Source organism: Paracraurococcus lichenis (genome assembly GCF_030657435.1).
GTDB lineage: Bacteria > Pseudomonadota > Alphaproteobacteria > Acetobacterales > Acetobacteraceae > Paracraurococcus > Paracraurococcus lichenis.
The window spans coordinates 60367-77808 of sequence record NZ_JAUTWS010000010.1 but is presented as its reverse complement, the minus strand read 5'-3'; the positions used below and the strand labels follow the sequence as shown (position 1 = coordinate 77808).

General features: G+C 75.3%; 11 protein-coding genes. 6 read left to right on the top strand and 5 right to left on the bottom strand.

Going from position 1 to position 17442, the window contains the following annotated elements:
- Positions 1-25: 25 nt before the first annotated feature.
- Positions 26-1156, bottom strand: coding sequence for an efflux RND transporter periplasmic adaptor subunit (locus Q7A36_RS12500; RefSeq protein WP_305104029.1), 1131 nt, complete (start codon positions 1154-1156; stop codon positions 26-28).
- A gap of 259 nt (positions 1157-1415) precedes the next feature.
- On the opposite strand from Q7A36_RS12500, the gene Q7A36_RS12495 reads away from it, so the two are divergent.
- The 3 genes from Q7A36_RS12495 (at position 1416) to Q7A36_RS12485 (ending at position 9248) form a co-directional block, all read left to right on the top strand.
- On the top strand, positions 1416-6521 hold the full coding sequence (locus Q7A36_RS12495) for an MG2 domain-containing protein (protein WP_305104028.1): 5106 nt from the start codon (positions 1416-1418) through the stop codon (positions 6519-6521).
- A gap of 139 nt (positions 6522-6660) precedes the next feature.
- The gene (gene pbpC, locus Q7A36_RS12490; protein ID WP_305104027.1) at positions 6661-8685 is read left to right on the top strand and encodes a penicillin-binding protein 1C; all 2025 of its coding nucleotides are present in this window, start codon (positions 6661-6663) and stop codon (positions 8683-8685) included.
- A gap of 74 nt (positions 8686-8759) precedes the next feature.
- A complete protein-coding gene (locus Q7A36_RS12485) occupies positions 8760-9248 on the top strand; it encodes a YaiI/YqxD family protein (protein WP_305104026.1) in 489 nt (162 codons plus the stop codon).
- Between the two features lie 24 nt (positions 9249-9272).
- On the opposite strand, the gene Q7A36_RS12480 is transcribed toward Q7A36_RS12485, so the two are convergent.
- The 4 genes from Q7A36_RS12480 to secA all read right to left on the bottom strand — a co-directional run bounded on the left by Q7A36_RS12480 (position 9273) and on the right by secA (position 13779).
- Complete coding sequence (locus Q7A36_RS12480; protein ID WP_305104025.1) at positions 9273-9644, bottom strand: hypothetical protein; 372 nt, start codon at positions 9642-9644, stop codon at positions 9273-9275.
- A complete protein-coding gene (locus tag Q7A36_RS12475; RefSeq protein WP_305104024.1) occupies positions 9641-10372 on the bottom strand; it encodes an RluA family pseudouridine synthase in 732 nt (243 codons plus the stop codon). The genes Q7A36_RS12480 and Q7A36_RS12475 overlap by 4 nt, the downstream gene beginning before the upstream one ends.
- Positions 10373-10398: 26 nt before the next feature.
- Complete coding sequence (locus Q7A36_RS12470) at positions 10399-10959, bottom strand: hypothetical protein (RefSeq protein WP_305104023.1); 561 nt, start codon at positions 10957-10959, stop codon at positions 10399-10401.
- Positions 10960-11046: 87 nt separating this feature from the next.
- On the bottom strand, positions 11047-13779 hold the full coding sequence (gene secA / locus Q7A36_RS12465) for a preprotein translocase subunit SecA (protein ID WP_305104022.1): 2733 nt from the start codon (positions 13777-13779) through the stop codon (positions 11047-11049).
- Positions 13780-14038: 259 nt separating this feature from the next.
- On the opposite strand from secA, the gene Q7A36_RS12460 reads away from it, so the two are divergent.
- The 3 genes from Q7A36_RS12460 to Q7A36_RS12450 all read left to right on the top strand — a co-directional run bounded on the left by Q7A36_RS12460 (position 14039) and on the right by Q7A36_RS12450 (position 17421).
- A complete protein-coding gene (locus Q7A36_RS12460; protein ID WP_305104021.1) occupies positions 14039-15025 on the top strand; it encodes a peptidylprolyl isomerase in 987 nt (328 codons plus the stop codon).
- Positions 15026-15101: 76 nt separating this feature from the next.
- Positions 15102-16340, top strand: a complete 1239-nt coding sequence (gene argJ / locus Q7A36_RS12455) for a bifunctional glutamate N-acetyltransferase/amino-acid acetyltransferase ArgJ (RefSeq protein ID WP_305104020.1) — start codon at positions 15102-15104, stop codon at positions 16338-16340.
- Positions 16341-16413: 73 nt separating this feature from the next.
- On the top strand, positions 16414-17421 hold the full coding sequence (locus tag Q7A36_RS12450) for a bifunctional GNAT family N-acetyltransferase/(deoxy)nucleoside triphosphate pyrophosphohydrolase (protein WP_305104019.1): 1008 nt from the start codon (positions 16414-16416) through the stop codon (positions 17419-17421).
- The last annotated feature ends 21 nt before the right edge of the window (positions 17422-17442 follow it).

Sequence of the window (17442 nt, the reverse complement as noted above, 5' to 3'; positions counted from 1 at the left end):
CGCCCCGCCCCTTCGCTGTGGCCGCTCACTGCACGCTCGAGACGCGCTGCGGCGCCGGCGCGGCACCGCGCTCCATCGCCCGCGTGCCCTCGGTCACCCGCTGGGCGCCGTCCACGATCACCTTCTCGCCCGCCGCGAGCTCGCCCTTGACCACCGCGCGGTCGCCGGCGGTGCGGAGGAACTCGACCGGGCGGCGCCGCGCGGTGCCGTCGGGCGCGAGCACGAAGACGTAGCGGCCCTGCTGTCCCGTCTGCACCGCCGGACCGGCGACCGTGATCGCCTCGGGGTCCGTCCGCGGTGCCAGCGTCACCTGCACGTATTGCCCGGGCCAGAGCTTGTTGTCGGCGTTCTGGAAGCGGGCCTTCAGCAGGATGGTGCCGGTGGTCGTGTCCACCGCGCTGTCGACGAAGACCAGCCGCCCCTCCGCCCAGGGGCCGCGGTCGCCCTCGGCATGGGCACGCACCGTCGGGGCCTCGCCCTGCATGGCGGTGCGGACCGCCGGCAGCCAGCGCTCCGGCACCGCGAAGGAGACCAGGATCGGGTCCATCTGCGTCAGGGTGGTGATGGCGGTGTTCTCGGCCTGGCGGACGAAATTGCCGGCGCGCAGCGGAATGGCGCCGAGCTGGCCGTCGATCTCGGCGGTGATGGTGGCGAACTCGATGTTGAGCCGGGTCTGGGCGATCAGCGCCTCGGTCGCGCGGACATTGGCGGCGCCCGCGAGGGAGTCGGCCTGGGCCTGCTCGAAGCGCTGCTGGGAAGCGAAGCTCTCGCCGCGCAGCGACTGGTAGCGCTGGGCATCGGCCTGGGCGCGGGCGGCCTGCGCCTTGTCGCGCGCCAGTTGTGCCTCCTGCTGCGCCAGCAATGCCTGGTTCATGCGGCTGTCAAGGATGAAGAGCGGCTGGCCGCGCCGGACCATCTGGCCCTCCGCGACCAGGACCCGCTCGATCTGCCCGTCCACCCGGGTGCGGATGGTGACGACGGATTCCGAGGAGACGAGGCCATTCGCCAGGATCTCAACCGGCACCGGGCCGATGCGGACGGGATCGGTCGTCACCGGCACGCCGCCGCCCTGTGCCAGCGCGCCGCCGAGCGGGACGAAGGCGAGCAGGGCGGCGCCGAGGGTGCGCCGCAGCGCGGGCGGCAGGCTTCGCATCATCCGTTCCGTTCCCAAAAGGCCGATCGCCGGCCTGCCCCCCGCATCGGGGACCACAATCCCACCCTATACGGAAGAACCCGCTGCACCCCACGCGGTCGGTCGAACGTCCGAAACGTGGGCCGCTGGAGAAAGCAACCGCCATGCCATTTTGAGCCTTCGGCCCGGCCCTGCAAGGGTCGTGGCGCCTCGATCGTCATCCTCCGGCGCCCGCGGCTGTGGCATGCTGGCCGGCCAGTCCGTCACGAGGCCATTCCCGCCCATGCGCCTGATCCTGCTGCTCCTCGCCCTGCTGCTGGCCCAGCCCGCGGCAAGGGCGCAGGAGTTCGACCTGCCGGGCCTCTCGGGCGAGGCGGCCGGCTACCAGCGCGACCTCGCCCGCCGCGCCCCCGCCGGCGCCACCCCGCAGCAGCGCGCCGCGGCCGAGGCGCGGGCCGTCGCGGCGGAGCGGGCGCAGAATTGGGCCGCCGCCGCCCAGGCCTGGGAGGAACGGGTCGGCGGCGGGGAAGCGCGGCCGGAGCACTGGCTGGCCCTCGCCCGCGCCCAGTTGCAGAAGGTGCCGCCGGAGGCGACCCGCGCCCTGCAGGCGGCCTGGCAGGCCTTCCAGCAGGTCTCCTCCGGCCCGCCCGAGATCCCGGCGCTGCTGGTCATGGCCGATGCCCTGCAGCGGCTGGACCGCCCGGCGCAGCAGTTGAAGGCGCTGCAGGCCGTGGTGGAGCGGGCGCCCGACAATGCCCGCTACCGCCAGGCGCTCACCGAGGCTCGCCGCGCCGCCGGCCTGCTGGTCGCCGGCATCAATACCGAGCCGGAGGCCGAGCCCGCCCGCGCCTGCCTGCGCTTCACCGTCCCGCCCGCCCGCCGGACCGACTGGCAGCCAGGGGACTGGATCCGCGCCGAGCCGCCGGTGCCTGGCATGGCGGTGCTGCGGGAGGGCGAGCAGCTCTGTGTCGCCGGCCTGCCGCATGGCCGGACCACGCAGCTCCTCCTCCGCGCCGGCCTGCCCGGCGAGGACGGGCTGCGGCTGAACAGGGACACCACGCTCCGCGTCGCCATGCCGGACCGCGCGGCGCGGATCGTCTTCGATGCCAGCCGCTTCCTGCTGCCGCGCGGCCAGGCGCAGCAGGTGGGCGTCGCCACGGTCAACCTCTCGGCCCTCTCGCTGCGCGTAGTGCGGGTGACGGAGCGGAACCTCGTCCCCCTGAGCCGCAATGCCTGGACGCCGGGCGAGGCGCTCGGCGGCTGGGCGGCCGAGGAATTGCCGGAGAATTGGGGCCGCACGGTCTGGGAAGGCCGGGCGGAGCTGCCGCGGCTCGAGCCCAACCGCCTGCAGCGCACGGTGCTGCCCCTGCCGGAGGCGCTGCGCACCGCCGGCCCCGGCCTCTATGCCCTGGTGGCCAAGCCCGGCGACGGCGCGCGGGGCGAGGCGGCGGCGCTGCCCATCATCGTCACCGATCTGGGCCTCACCGCCTGGCGCGGGCCGCAGGGGCTGGCGGTGCAGGCGCGCGGCCTCGCGGCCGGGCGGCCGCTGGCCGGCGTGCAGGTCCGGCTGCTGGCGACCGGCAACGACATCCTGGCCGAGGCCGCGACGGATGCGGCCGGCGTCGTGCGCTTCGCCGCGCCGCTGCTGCGCGGCCAGGGGCCGATGGCGCCGCGCGCCCTGCACGCGGTGCTGGGCGACGACCTGGTGGCGCTCGACCTCGATGCCGCCGCCTTCGACCTCTCCGACCGCGGCGCCACCGGCCAGCCGCATCCCGGGCCGATGGATGCCTTCGCCTGGCTCGACCGCGGCATCTACCGCCCGGGTGAGACGGTGCAGGCCGCCGTGCTGCTGCGCGACGGCGGCGGCGCGCCGCTCGACATCCCGGCGCGGCTGCGGGTGCGGCGGCCGAACGGCAGCGTCTTCGCCGAGCGCGTGCCGGCGCGGGAGCGGGGCGCGGCGGCGCTCTGGCCCATCCCGCTGCCGGCCGGCGCGCCCACCGGGGTCTGGACCCTGGAGGTGCTGGCCGATCCCGACGCGCCGCCGATCGGCAAGGCGGAGTTCCGGGTGGACGCCTTCGTGCCGGAGCGGCTGGAGGTGACCGCCGGCCCGGCGCCCGGCCCGCTGGTGCCGGGCCAGCCGCTGGACCTGCCGATCGCCGCCCGCTTCCTCTACGGCGCGCCCGGCGCGGGGCTGACCGGCAGCGCGGAATTGCGCCTCTCGGCCGAGCGCTCGCCCTTCCCGCAGTACAAGGACTTCCTCTTCGGCCTGCAGGACGAGGAATTCGCCCCCGACCTGCTGACCTTCGAGGTCGAGGCGCTGGACGCCCAGGGCAAGGGCAGCCTGACGCTCGCCCTGCCCAAGGCGCCCGACACCACGCGGCCGCTGCGCGCCGAGGTCGCCATCGCCATCGACGAGCCGGGCGGGCGGGCCTCGCGCACCACGCTCGACCTGCCGGTGCGGGCGGCGAGCCGCCTGATCGGGGTGAAGCCGCTCTTCGCCGACCTCGCCGTGGATGCCGGGGCGGAGGCGGGGTTCGAGGTCGTCGCCCTCGACGGCGACGGCAAGCCGGTCGCCGCGAAGCTGCGGGCGCGGCTGGTCCGCGAGCGGCCGAACTGGCGCATCGTGCTCCGCGGCGGCCAGGCGCGCTACGAGACGGTCTGGCGCGACGAGGCGGTGGACAGCGCCGACCTCGACGTGCCCGCCGGCGCCCCCGCCCGCTTCGCCCGCAGCCTGCCCTTCGGCCGCTACCGGCTGGAGGTCTCGGAGCCGGCCGGCCTCGCCGTGACCTCCGTCCGCTTCCGCTCGGGCTGGGCGGGCGCGGAGACGGCCGAGGTGCCGGACAAGGTGGACGTCGCCGCCGACCGCCGCGCCTATGCGCCGGGGGCGGTGGCGAAGCTCCGCATCACCCCGCCCTTCTCGGGGCATGCGAGCCTCGCGGTGCTGACGGACCGGCTGGTCTCGGTGCGGGAGATCGAGGTGGCCGAGGGCGGCACCGAGGTCGAGGTGCCGGTCGAGGCCGGCTGGGGCCCGGGCGCCTATGTCGCCGTCACCGCCTTCCGCCCGGGCGAGGCTCGGCAAGGGCATCCCGGCAGGGCGCTCGGCCTCGCCTGGCTGCAGCTCGACCCGGCCTCCCGCCGGATCGAGGTGGCGATCGGCACGCCCGAGCGGGTGCGCCCGTCGCGGCGGCTCGAGGTGCCGCTGCGCCTCTCGAATGCCGGCGGCGAGGCGACCGTGACGCTCGCCGCCGTCGACGAGGGCATCCTGCGGCTGACGCGCTTCGCCTCGCCCGATCCGGTCGGGCATTTCATGGGCAAGCGGCGCCTCGGCGTCGATATCCGCGACGACTATGGCCGCCTGATCCCGCAGCCGGAGGGCGAGGCGGCGGCGCTGCGCCAGGGCGGCGACGAGATGGCGATGGCCGCCATCGACATCCCGCAGAGGACGGTCGCCTTGTTCAGCGGCCCAGTCGCGGTCGGGCCGGACGGGACGGCGACCATCGCCCTCGACATCCCCGACTTCGCCGGCGAGCTTCGCCTGATGGCGGTGGCTTGGGCCGGCGACCGGATCGGCGCCGCCAGCAAGCCGCTGACGGTGCGCGACCCGGTGGTGGCGGAGGCGCTGCTGCCGCGCTTCCTCGCCCCGGGCGACGAGGCGCGGCTGCCGGTCTTGCTGCACAACCTCGACCTGCCGGAAGGCGAGGTCGCCGCGACCCTCTCGGCCGAGGGCGCCATCGCGCTCGCCGGGCCGGAGCGCGTGGCGGCGCGCCTCGCCCCCAATGCCCGCGCGCTGCCGGCCACCACGCTGCGGGCGGCCGGGGCGGGGGAGGGGGTGCTGCGCCTCGCCGTCAGCGGGCCGGATGGGTTCAGCGCCACGCGGGAGGCGCGGATCACCATCCGCTCCCCCCGCCCCGTCACCACCGAGACCGCGGCGCAGGAGATCCCGCCGGGCGCCGAGCGGCCGCTCGCCCTCGACCCCTCGCGCTGGGTGCCCGGCACCTGGGCGGCGCGCGCGGGCTTCGGCGGGCCGGTGCGGTATGACGCCGCGGGCATGCTGCGGCAGCTCGAAACCTATCCCTTCGGCTGCCTGGAGCAGTCCGCCTCGCTGCTCCTCGCCTTCGCCCTCAATCCCGGCTTCGGCGAGGCGGCGGAGGCGCGGGCGACGCGGGTGCAGCGGCTGGTCGAGGCGGTGCTGAACAAGCAGCGCTTCGACGGCAGCTTCGGCCTGTGGTCGGCGCAGGGCGAGCCGCAATACTGGACCGGCGCCTATGCCGCCGAGGCGCTGCTGCGGGCGAAGGCGGCCGGCGCCGCCGTGCCGGATGCGGCGCTCGAGGCGGCGCTGCAGGCCATCGCCGGGCAGGCCGAGGACGTGTCCCCCGATACCCCCGAGGAATATGCCGCCCAGGCCTACCGCGTGTATGTGCAGTCGCTGGCCGGCCGGCCGCGGCTGGGCGCGGCGCGGCGGCTGCTGGAGCGGGTGGAGCGCCTGCCGACGCCGCTCGCGAAGGCCCAGCTCGGCGCCGCCTTCGCCCGCGCCGGCGACCGGGCGAGGGCGGAGCAGGCCTTCGCCGCGGCCCTCGCGGCCCCGGCAAGGCAGCCCTGGCTCTACGACTACGGCAGCGCGGCGCGGGATGCGCTGGCCGTCGCCCTGCTGCTGAAGGAGGGCGGCGTGCTGGCGGACCGGCTGCCCGAGGCGCTCGGCCGGCTGCCGGGGCCGGAGCTGACGCCGGCGCTGGCCAATACGCAGGAGCAGGCCTGGGCGGTCGCGGCGGCCGCGGTGCTCGGGCGGGACGGGCGGCCGGTGCGGGTCGCGGTGAATGGCCGCGACGAGCCGCCGGCGCCGCAACTGGCGGTCACGCTGACGGCGGCCGGGACGGCGCGCAACCTCGGCGAGGCGCCGCTCTGGTCCGCCGTCTCGGTCACCGGCATCCCGGCCCAGCCGCTGCCGGCGGGGCGGGCGGGGATGCGCATCAGCCGCAAATTCCTCGACCTCTCGGGCCAGCCGCTGAACCTCGACCAGCTCAGGCAGAACCGGGTTTTCGTGCTGCTGCTGGAGGGCAAGGCCGAGAGCGGCCAGGCGCAGCGCGCCCTGGTGCAGCAGGGGCTGCCGGCGGGCTGGGAGATCGTCGGCAGGCTGGCGGCCGGCGAGGTGGCGGGCATGCCCTGGCTCGGCACCCTGACCGAGACCGTCGCCACCCCGGCGCTCGACGACCGCTTCGCCGCGGCGCTGGACCTGACGCCGGAGGCGCCGGAGTTCCGCCTGGCGGTGCGGCTGCGCGCGGTGACGGCCGGCCGCTTCGAGCTGCCGGGAGCGCAGGTGGAGGACATGTACCGCCCGGCGCTCTTCGCGCGGCAGAACGGCGGCCGCATCACCATCCTGCCGCCGGAGTAGCGGTGTCCGCCCCCATCTCCCCATCCGGCCGAAGGCGCCCTCGTGCGCCTTCGACACCGTCGAAGGCGACCATTGCCCCAGGCCGTGGCTCCGGCGGAGGGTCAAGGGTCGGCCGCAGGCCGACGGCGCGGAGCGCCGCTTGCCCTTGACGCTCCGCCGGGGCCATGGCCGGCGCGCGCGGCGCGCCCTCCTCGCCGGCGCTGCCGTCCTGGCGGCGGTCGTCGCCCTCGACCGCCTGAACCCGCCCGACCTCTCCCGCCTCAACACCCTGGGCACGGAGGTGCTGGACCGCGAGGGCCGCATCCTCTCGGTCCTGCCCGCCCCCGGCGGCACCTGGCGGCTCGCCACCACCACTGCCGAGGTCCCGCCGCACCTGCTCGACATGCTCGTCGCCGCCGAGGACCGGCGCTTCCGCCGGCATCCCGGCGTCGATCCGCTCGCCCTCGGCCGGGCCGCGCTGCAATGGGCCCGCGCCGGCCGCATCGTCTCCGGCGGCTCGACGCTCACCATGCAGGCGGCGCGGCTGCTGGAGCCCCGCCCGCGCACGCTCCGCAGCAAGGCGATCGAGATCCTGCGCGCCCTGCAGCTCGAGGCGCGCTTCTCCAAGGAGGAGATCCTCGGCATCTGGCTCACCCTCGCCCCCATGGGCGGCAATCTGGAGGGGGTGCGGGCCGGCTCGCTCGCCTGGTTCGGCCGGCCGGCTGCGGGGCTCGATCCGGCAGAGGCGGCGCTGCTGGTCGCCATCCCCCGCCGGCCGGAGGCGCTGCGGCCCGATCGCCACCCGGAGGCCGCCCGCGCCGCGCGGGATGCGGTGCTGGCCCGCCGCGCCGCCGGGGCGCCGGGGATCGGGCCGCTGGACCTCGCATCCGCGGCGCCGGTGCCGGCCGCGCGGCGGCCGATGCCGCGCCTCGCGCCGCATCTCGCGCGCGAGCTTGCCGGCCTCCCGCCTCCCGCCCGCGAGGAGCCGGACGCGCGCGCCGGTCGCGGCGGCGGCGGAGCGCGGATCGCCACCACCATCGACCTCGCACTGCAGCGCGCCGCCGAGGACATCGCGGCCATGGCCCTGCGCGACCTGCCCGACCGCGCCTCGCTCGCCCTCCTCCTCGCCGATCTCCGCACGCGGGAGGTCCGGGCGCTCGTCGGCGGCGCCTTCGGCGATCTGGGCCGCGCCGGCGCGCTCGACCTGACGCGCGCGGTGCGCTCGCCCGGCTCCGCCCTGAAGCCGGCGCTCTATGCCCTCGCCTTCGAGGCCGGGCTGGCCGCGCCCGAGACGCTGCTCGCCGACCTGCCGCGGCGCTTCGGCAGCTACGCGCCGGAGAATTTCGACCGCGGCTTCGCCGGCCGGATCACCGTCGCCGATGCGCTGCGGCAATCGCTGAACCTGCCGGCCGTCGCGCTGCTGCAGGAGCTCGGCCCGATCCGCTTCGCCGCGGCGCTGAAGGCGGCCGGCGCGCCGCCGCGCCTGCCGCCCGGCGCCGACCCCTCCCTGCCGCTGGCGCTCGGCGGGATGGGGACGACGCTGCGGGAGATAGCGGCGCTCTATGCCGCGCTCGGCGATGGCGGGCTGGCGGCGCCGCTGCGGCTGCAGCCCGGCCCGGCGGCGCCGCGGCGCCCAGCCTTCGAGCCGCGCGCCGCCGGCCGCGCCACGGCCATCCTGGTGCAGCCCTTCCCCACCGGCGGGCCGCCCGGCATCGCCTGGAAGACCGGGACGAGCTGGGGCGGGCGGGATGCCTGGGCCATGGGCTTCGACGCGCGTCATGTCGCCGGCGTCTGGGTCGGCCGGCCGGACGGCACGCCGCTGCCCGGGGCGACCGGCGCCCGCACCGCCCTGCCGATCCTGGCGCGGCTCTTCGAGCGCCTGCCGCCTGCCCCGCGCGAGCCGCTGCCGGTCCGCGCCGCCGCCCCGCCCATGGCCGAGGCGATCGATAGGCTGCGCCTGACCTTCCCGCCGCCCGGCGCGGTGCTGGCCGAGGCGGTCGGCCCGGTCACCCTGCGCGCCGCCGGCGGCCGCCGGCCGCTGACCTTCCTGGTGGATGGCGCGCCGGTGTCGGGCGAGCCGGCGCGGCGCGAGGCGGCCTGGACGCCGCCCGGGCCCGGCTTCTACCGGGTCACCGTGCTGGACGCGCAGGGTGCCGCGGCGCGGGCCGAGGTCGCGGTGCGCTGAGCCGCCCGGCGCTGCCACGGGCCCGATCGGGCGCCCAGCTTGCCGCCCCGGCGCCGACGCCCCATACCCGGGCGATGATCTATGTGGACGGCGATGCCTGCCCGGTGCGGGAGGAGGTGTTCCGCGTCGCCACGCGCCTCGGCCTGCCGGTGCGGGTGGTCAGCAACGGCAGCCGCCCGGTGCGGCCACCCGGCCTGCCGAATGTCGAGATGGTGCTGGTGCCGGAAGGCGCCGATGCCGCCGACGACTGGATCGCCGAGCGCATCGCGCGCGGCGATGTCTGCGTGACGGCCGACATCCCGCTGGCCTCGCGCTGCCTGGCGAAAGGCGCGCGGGCGCTGGGCTTCAAGGGGCGGCCCTGGACGCCCGAGAATATCGGCGGCGCGCTGGCCGGCCGCGCGGTGTCGCAGGAGATGCGCGAGCGCGGGCTGCAGACGGGCGGGCCGGCGCCGCTGACCCGGGCCGACCGCTCGCGCTTCCTCGCGGCGCTCGATGCCGAGCTTGCGGCGGCGCAGCGCGACCTGGCGGCGCCGCCCCCGCGGCCCTGGGTCAGCTTCGAATAGCGGCGGCCCCACGGCCCCGCCGGATCAGGAGCAGCCGCGCCGCTCCAGCCTCTCGCGCGCCAGGCCGAGCGAGAAGCGCGCCCGGTCCAGCGCGCGGGCGATCCGCTCCGGCACGGCCTCCGACCGGGCCTGCTCCGCCAGGCCCTGGGCCTCCCGCGCGAAGCCGGCGGCCTGGGCGCAGCCGCAGCCGCCGAGGCGGGTGGCGGCCTCCTCCAGCGACGCGGCGGCGGCCTCGGCGGCCGCGCGGCCGGCCGGCAGGTCCCCGGCGGCGAGGCCCGCCTGCACCTGGCGCTCGGCGCCGCGCAGCGCCTCGAGCCCGAGGCCGAAGCCGCAGCGCGGGGCCTGCGCGGCGGCCGGCAGGGCGAGCAGCAGCGCGGCCAGCAGGGCGGGGATCATGCCGCCTCCCGCCAGCCGCAGGCGGCGAGCGCCGCCCGCATGTGCGGCGGCGGCGGCGCGGTGGCCGCGACCGGCGGATCGAGCGGCAGCGCGATGGTGCGGGCCAGCAGATGCAGCGGGCCCGCGCCGCCGCCGCGACCCGCCGCCTCGCCGGGCGGGGTGCCGTAGCGCGGGTCGCCCAGGATCGGGCAGCCGAGATGGGCGCAGTGCACCCGGATCTGGTGGGTCCGCCCGGTCGCGGGATGCAGTTCCAGCCAGGTCAGGCCATCGCCGCGGCCGAGCACCTTCCAGGCGGTCCGAGCGGGCTGGCCGGACGGGTCCACCGCCATCCACCAGCCCTGCCGGGCCGTGCTGCGCTTGAGCAGGGGCGCGTCGAGCATGCCCTCCGCCTCCGGCGGCGCGCCGCGGACGACCGCCCAATAGGTCTTCGCCGCCCGGCCGGCCGCGAAGAGGGCGCCGAGTTCGGCCAGGGCCGGCTTCGTCCGCCCCAGCACCAGGCAACCGGCGGTATCCGTGTCCAGCCGGTGCGCCGGCTGCGGCAGCCGCCGCTTGCCGAAGGCGAGCGCCGGCAGCCAGTCCTCGATCGAGGGGCCGCCGCGCGGGCCGCGATGCACCGGCAGGCCGGCCGGCTTGTCGAGGACGAGGACGCGGTCGTCGCGGTGGAGCAGCCGGGCGGCCGGATCGAGGGCAGGGGCCGGGCGGGGCGGCGATGGGCGGCGCGGGGTCACGCCGCCCCTATAGCGGACCGTGGGGCTCAGGCGATCTCGAGGACGCTGCCGTCGAGCGCCATGATGCCGGTGACGACCTGGAGCGCCGGCTTGCGCCTGGCCACCTCGGCACGGAAGGCCCGCAGCACCTCGGCATGGCCGGCCGTCTCGGTCTCGGTAGTCGCCACCGCGGCCTCGCCCAGCGCCAGCTTCGCCGCGCCGCAATCGCGGTGGGTGAGCGCCACCACGGCGTGGATGTTGTGCAGCGCGACGGTGATGTCGAGGTTGTCCCAGAAGGCCTGGTGCCAGGCGGCGAAGCGCGCATGCACCGCGCCGATCGGGCCGCCGGCGATGACGAACTGGCTGTAGCGGTCCCGCATGTGGTGCTCGCCCATATAGGCGTAGCTGCCGGTGGTGAAGCGCGGGTCGATGCAGTTCACCAGCATCGCCTCGTAGTTGCCGCTCGCGGCGCGGGCGGAGCGCGGCAGGGCGGCGAGCGCCGTCAGGGCACCGAGGCTGCCGAGCAGCCCGCGGCGGGCGAGGGGCAGGGCGCAGCCGCAGCCGGCATGGTGGAGGGCGTGCGGGACGACGGCGGTGCAATCGGGCATGGACGTTCCCTCAAGGGTGCGCCCAGCCATACACTGAAACTTGAAATCTTACACGGCAAAGTGCGGCAACCCGGCCGCCGGTCGGGCTCACGCCCGGCCGTGGCAATGCTTGTACTTCCGGCCGCTGCCGCAGGGGCAGGGGGCGTTGCGCGGCGTGCGGGACCAGGTGGTGGGATCGTTCGGATCGACGGCCTCCGCCCGGCGCGGCGCGTCCGGCGTGCCCATCGGCACCGGCTCGTAGCCCGGCCCGCCGGCGCCGGCCATCTCCATCTCGGCCATGGCGGGCTCCGGATGGCGCATGTCCATCACCCGCACCGGCTCCGGCATGGGCGGCGGCGATTCGGGGCGCAGCTCGATGCGCATCAGCACGCTCGTCACCCGCTCCCGCAGCTCGCCGAGCATGGCGTTGAACAGGCCGAAGGCCTCGGACTTGTACTCGTTCAGCGGGTCGCGCTGACCATAGGCGCGGAGCCCGATGCCCTGCCGCAGGTGGTCGAGCGCGAGCAGGTGCTCCTTCCACACGGCGTCGAAGATCTGCAGCAGCAGCGACTTCTCGACCATGCGCATGAGGTCGGGGCCGAGATTGGCGGCCTTGGCGGCGTAGTGCTGCTCGGCCGCGGCCTCGATGCGCTCGCGCACCGCCGTCTCGTCGATCCCCTCCTCCTTCGCCCAGCCCGCGACCGGCAGGTCGAGGCCGAGGAGGTCGTGCACCTTCTGCTGCAGCCCCTCCAGGTCCCATTGCTCGGGATAGGCGTTCTCGGGGATGGCGCGGTCCACCAGGCCGCCAATGCATTCGCGGCGCATCTCGGCGACCGTCTCGGCGACGTCCTCGGCCTTCATGAAGGCCTTGCGCTGGGCATAAACCTCCCGCCGCTGGTCGTTCATGACGTCGTCGTATTTCAGCAGGTTCTTGCGCGTGTCGAAGTTCCGCGCCTCGACCTTCTTCTGCGCCTTCTCCAGCGCCTTGTTGATCCAGGGATGGATGATGGCCTCGCCTTCCTTGAGGCCGAGGCGCTCCAGCATGCCGCCCATGCGGTCGCTGCCGAAGATGCGCATCAGGTCGTCTTCCAGCGAGAGGAAGAACCGCGAGGCGCCCGGGTCGCCCTGGCGGCCGGAGCGGCCGCGGAGCTGGTTGTCGATGCGCCGGCTCTCGTGCCGCTCGGTGCCGATGACGAAGAGGCCACCGGCCTCCTTCGCCCTGGTACGGCCCGTCTCGACCTCCGCCTTGTGCCGGGCCAGCGCCGCCTCGTAGTCCGGCCCTTCGCCCTGGCCGGTCTCCTGCCGCGCCAGCATCTCGACATTGCCGCCGAGCTGGATGTCGGTGCCGCGCCCGGCCATGTTGGTGGCGATGGTGACCGCGCCGGGCCGGCCGGCCTGCGCCACGATCACCGCCTCCTGCTCATGGTAGCGGGCGTTCAGCACGTTGTGCGGGATGCCGCGCTTCTTCATCAGCTCGGAGATCAGCTCCGACTTCTCGATGCTGGTGGTGCCGACCAGCACCGGCTGGCCGCGGGTCCGCGCCTCGTCGATCAGGGTGATGACCGCGTCGTACTTCTCGCGGGCGGAGCGGTAGACCTCGTCGTCGCTGTCCTTGCGGGCGACCGGGACGTTGGTCGGGATCTCGACCACTTCCAGCTTGTAGATCTCGGCGAACTCGTCGGCCTCGGTCGAGGCCGTGCCGGTCATGCCGGCGAGCTTCGGGTAGAGCCGGAAGTAGTTCTGGAAGGTGATGGAGGCGAGGGTCTGGTTCTCCGGCTGGACGGTGACGTGCTCCTTCGCCTCGAGCGCCTGGTGCAGCCCGTCCGAATAGCGCCGGCCCTCCATCATGCGGCCGGTGAACTCGTCGATGATGACGACCTTGTCGTCGCGCACGATGTAATCGACGTCCCGCGCGAAGAGCACATGCGCCCGCAGCGACTGGTTGACGTGGTGGACCAGCGTGACGTTGTGGAAGTCGTAGAGGTTGCCTTCCTCGAGCAGCCCGGCCTCGCGCAGCATGTCCTCGACCCGCTCGGAGCCGTCCTCCGTCAGGTTGGCCGTCCGCTGCTTCTCGTCCTTGTCGTAGGTGGCCTTGTCCTGGACAAGCTCCTTCACCACCGCGTCGACGCGCCGGTAGAGGTCGGAGCTGTCCTCCGACGGGCCGGAGATGATGAGCGGCGTCCGCGCCTCGTCGATCAGGATGCTGTCGACCTCGTCCACGATGGCGTAGTTGAAGTCCCGCTGGACCATCTCCTCCAGCCGGTACTTCATATTGTCCCGCAGGTAGTCGAAGCCGAACTCGTTGTTCGTGCCGTAGGTGACGTCGGCGGCATAGGCAGCGCGCCGCTCCTCATCCGTCAGCCCGTGGACGATGACGCCGGTGGTCAGGCCGAGGAAGCGGTAGAGGCGGCCCATCCATTCCGCGTCGCGCCGGGCCAGGTAGTCGTTGACCGTGACGACGTGCACCCCCTTGCCGCTCAGGGCATTGAGGTAGACCGGCAGGGTGGCGACCAGGGTCTTGCCCTCGCCGGTCTTCATCTCGGCGATCTTGCCGGAATGCAGGACCATGCCGCCGATCATCTGCACGTCGAAATGGCGGAGGCCGAGGACGCGCCTGGCCGCCTCCCGCACCGTGGCGAAGGCCTCCGGCAGCAGGTCGTCCAGGCTCTCGCCCCGGGCGATGCGGTCCTTGAACTGGGCGGTGCGGCCCTGCAGCGCCTCGTCCGACAGCGCGGCGAGGGTCGGCTCCAGCGCGTTGATCTGCGGCACGCGCGCCTGCAGGCCCTTGAGGACCCGGTCGTTGGCGGTGCCGAAGATGGCGCGGGCGATGCGTCCGAACATGCGGGCCTTGTGACTCCGGGAGGGCGCCGGCCGGTGGGCGCGGGCCACGGCCAAACCGGCGCCGCAGGCGAGGCGGGGTGAGGACGGGAGGGGGAGAGAGGGCCAAGCCGGGCCCCAGCCCCTTCCGGGCGGCGGGTGCTGCGCGACCCCGGCGCGTGGCGACAGATAGGCAAGCGGCGCGCCGAGGTCAACGCCGGCCGCTTGTCCCCACCGGCCGCATCCGCCATTGTCCCGCGCCGTCCGAAGGGACTCGTTCCGTATGCCTTTCCGTTCCATGACGCTGGCCGCCGCCCTGTTGCTGCCGCTGGCCCCCTTCGGCGCCCTGGCCCAGGGGCAGGGGCCGGCGACCGGCCAGCCGCCGGCGACCGGCCAGCCGCCGGCGGCCCAGCCGGCCGAGGATCCCGTGGTCGCCCGGGTGGATGGCCAGGATGTCCGCCTCTCCGACGTGCTGGCGACGGCGCAGGACGTGCTGCCGGCCAACCTGCGGGAGATGCCGCCGCAGATGCTGCTGCAGGTCCTGCCGCCCGATGTCCGGCGCCAGTTGACGGAGCGCACGATCACCGAGCGCGCGATCACCGAGGCCGCGCGCGCCGCCGGCCTCGACAAGGACGCGGGGGTGCAGCGCCGCATCCGCCGCGCCGAGGACCAGGAGCTGCAGCAGGCCTACCTCGCGCGGGAGGTCTCGGCGCAGGTGACGGATGCGACGCTTCGCGCCCGCTACGAGCAGGAGAGCGGCAAGCGCCAGGGCGAGGAGGAGGTGCATGCCCGCCACATCCTGCTGCGCTCGGAGGCCGATGCGGGCCAGGCGCTGGCGGCCGTCAAGGGCGGCGAGGACTTCGCCGCGGTCGCCAAGCGCATGTCGACCGATCCCGGCTCGCGCGACGGCGGCGACCTCGGCTTCTTCAAGCGCGGCGACATGGTGCCGGAATTCGCCGAGGCCGCCTTCGCCATGAAGCCGGGCGAGGTGAGCGCGACGCCGGTGAAGAGCCCCTTCGGCTGGCACGTCATCAAGGTCGAGGAGCGCCGCGCCGCCGAGGTGCCGAGCTTCGAGCAGAGCCGCGACGAGCTCCGCCAGCGCATGCTGCAGGAGCAGGTGGACGCCGTGGTGCAGCGCATCCGCGCGACGGCGAAGATCGAGCGGCTGGACCAGGCGCCGGCCGGGGGCTCGCTGCTCGACACGGCCGCGCCGCCGGCCCAGTCGGGGGCGCCCCAGCCGGGCGCGCGCCCGGCGCCGCAGCGCCGCTGACGCGCCGCAGGATCGAGGGCGGGGCCCGCTGGCATCGACCGGCGGGCGCCCGCCGGTTGCCCGAGAGGAACATGCCATGGCCGGCAAGGATCTGCCCGTCTCCCCGCTCGCCCTCCCGCTGCCCGAGATGCCGGCGATCGCCGGCATCCGCCTCGGCGTCATCGAGGCCGGCATCCGCTACAAGGGCCGCGCCGACCTGACGATGATGGAATTCGCCCCGGGCACGACCGTCGCGGGCGTCTTCACCCAGAACCGCTGCCCCGGCGCGCCGGTCGAGTGGTGCCGGCAGGTGCTGCCGGGCGGCACCGCCCGCGCGCTGGTGGTCAATGCCGGCAATGCCAATGTCTTCACGGGACGCGCGGGGCGGGAGGCGACGCGGGCGACCGCCGAGGCGGCGGCAAGGCTGGTCGGCTGCCGGCCGGAGGAGGTGTTCCTGGCCTCCACCGGCGTGATCGGCGAGACCCTGCCGCATGAGAAGCTGACCGCGGCGCTGCCCGCGCTGCATGCGGCGCTCGCGCCGGCGCGCTGGCCGGAGGCGGCGCGCGGCATCATGACCACCGACACCTTCCCCAAGGCGGCGGTGCGGACGGCCGAGATCGGCGGCACGCGCGTGACCATCGCCGGCATCGCCAAGGGCAGCGGCATGATCGCGCCGGACATGGCGACGATGCTGAGCTTCGTCGCCACCGATGCCGCCATCCCGGCGCCGGCGCTGCAGGCCATGCTCGCGGAAGGGACGGAAACCAGCTTCAACTGCGTTACCGTCGATTCCGACACCTCGACCAGCGACACACTGATGCTCTTCGCCACCGGCCAGGCGCAGCACCCGCCGGTGCCGGCCGGGGGCGGCGAGGTCCTGGCCGATTTCCGCCGCGCCCTGCAGGCGGTGCTGATGGACCTCGCCCTGATGGTCGCCCGCGACGGCGAGGGCGCGCAGAAGCTGATCGAGATCACCGTGACCGGCGCGGTCTCCGACGCCTCGGCCAAGCGGATCGCCATGAGCATCGCCAACTCGCCGCTGGTCAAGACCGCGGTGGCCGGCGAGGACGCGAATTGGGGCCGCATCGTCATGGCGGTCGGCAAGGCCGGCGAGCCGGCCGACCGCGATCGGCTCTCGATCGCCGTCGGCGGGACCTGGATGGCGCGCGAGGGCGGCGTGGTGCCGGGCTATGACGAGACGCCGGTGGTCGCCCACATGAAGGGGCGGGAGGTCGCGATCACGGTCGATATCGGCCTCGGCGAGGGCCGGGCCAGGGTCTGGACCTGCGACCTGACGCACGGCTACATCGACATCAACGGCTCCTACCGGAGCTGACCGCGGAGACGCCTTGACGGCGGGGCGGGGCTGGCCGTTCCTGGCAGGCCCCCGCAGTGAGTCGCCGCCCCCCGTGACGCCCCCCGATTTCGCCCCGCTCCGCACGGAGCGGCTGGTCCTGCGCCCCCTCCGCGCCGAGGACGCCGCCGCGCTCCATCGCCTCGTCAACGACTGGGAGGTGGCGAAGACCCTCGCCCGCGTGCCCTTTCCCTATCCGCGGGACCTCGCCGATACCTGGATCGCCTCCACCTGGGCGCAGATCGCGGCCGGGGAGGCCTGGCACCTGGCCATCGTGGGCGAGGAGAACGGCGAGGAGGTGCTGGTCGGCTGCGTCGGCCTCACCCTCTCGCGCGACCGAAGCGCGGCCGAGCTCGGCTACTGGGTCGGGCGGCGCTTCTGGGGCCATGGCGTGGCGCCCGAGGCGGCGGCGCGGCTCTGCCGCTGGGCGCTGGCCCATCTCGACATCGCCACCATCCGGGCGAGCGCCCTGAAGGACAACCCGCGCTCCCAGGCGGTGCTGCGGCGGATCGGGCTGCGGCCGGCAGGGGAGGGGCGGCGGACCTTCCTCTCGCGTGGCGGGCCGATGCCGGTGCTGCTCTTCGAGGGCGGGCGGGAGGCGATCACCGGCGATCCCGTGCCGGCGCCACCCCCGGCGGAGACGGCGGCGGCGCCGGCCGACGCGAAGCCCGTGCTGCTGGTCGCCGCCGTCGCGCTGGTCGATGCCGATGGCCGGGTGCTGCTGGCGCGGCGGCCGGAGGGCAAGCCGCTGGCCGGCCTCTGGGAGTTCCCTGGCGGCAAGGTGCAGCCGGGCGAGACGCCGGAGGCGGCGCTGATCCGCGAGCTGAAGGAGGAGCTGGACATCGACGTCTCGGCCGCCTGCCTCGCGCCCTTCACCTTCGCCTCGCATGGCTACGAGAGGTTCCACCTGCTGATGCCGCTCTATCTCTGCCGGCGCTGGAACGGGGCGGTGCGGGCGGTAGAGGGGCAGGCGCTCGCCTGGGTCCGGCCGCAGAAGCTTGGCGCCTATGCCATGCCGCCGGCTGACAAGCCGCTGGTGGCGATGCTGCGGGATTTTCTCTAGGGCGCCGGCTGTGCTATCATC

What these genes read in the sequence shown, in the direction of transcription:
- Q7A36_RS12500 (WP_305104029.1), bottom strand. Translation starts at nt 1,156, where the DNA reads ATGATGCGAAGCCTGCCGCCCGCGCTGCGGCGCACCCTCGGCGCCGCC.
- Q7A36_RS12495 (WP_305104028.1), top strand. Translation starts at nt 1,416, where the DNA reads ATGCGCCTGATCCTGCTGCTCCTCGCCCTGCTGCTGGCCCAGCCCGCG.
- Q7A36_RS12485 (WP_305104026.1), top strand. Translation starts at nt 8,760, where the DNA reads ATGATCTATGTGGACGGCGATGCCTGCCCGGTGCGGGAGGAGGTGTTC.
- Q7A36_RS12480 (WP_305104025.1), bottom strand. Translation starts at nt 9,644, where the DNA reads ATGATCCCCGCCCTGCTGGCCGCGCTGCTGCTCGCCCTGCCGGCCGCC.
- Q7A36_RS12470 (WP_305104023.1), bottom strand. Translation starts at nt 10,959, where the DNA reads ATGCCCGATTGCACCGCCGTCGTCCCGCACGCCCTCCACCATGCCGGC.
- secA (WP_305104022.1), bottom strand. Translation starts at nt 13,779, where the DNA reads ATGTTCGGACGCATCGCCCGCGCCATCTTCGGCACCGCCAACGACCGG.
- Q7A36_RS12460 (WP_305104021.1), top strand. Translation starts at nt 14,039, where the DNA reads ATGCCTTTCCGTTCCATGACGCTGGCCGCCGCCCTGTTGCTGCCGCTG.
- argJ (WP_305104020.1), top strand. Translation starts at nt 15,102, where the DNA reads ATGGCCGGCAAGGATCTGCCCGTCTCCCCGCTCGCCCTCCCGCTGCCC.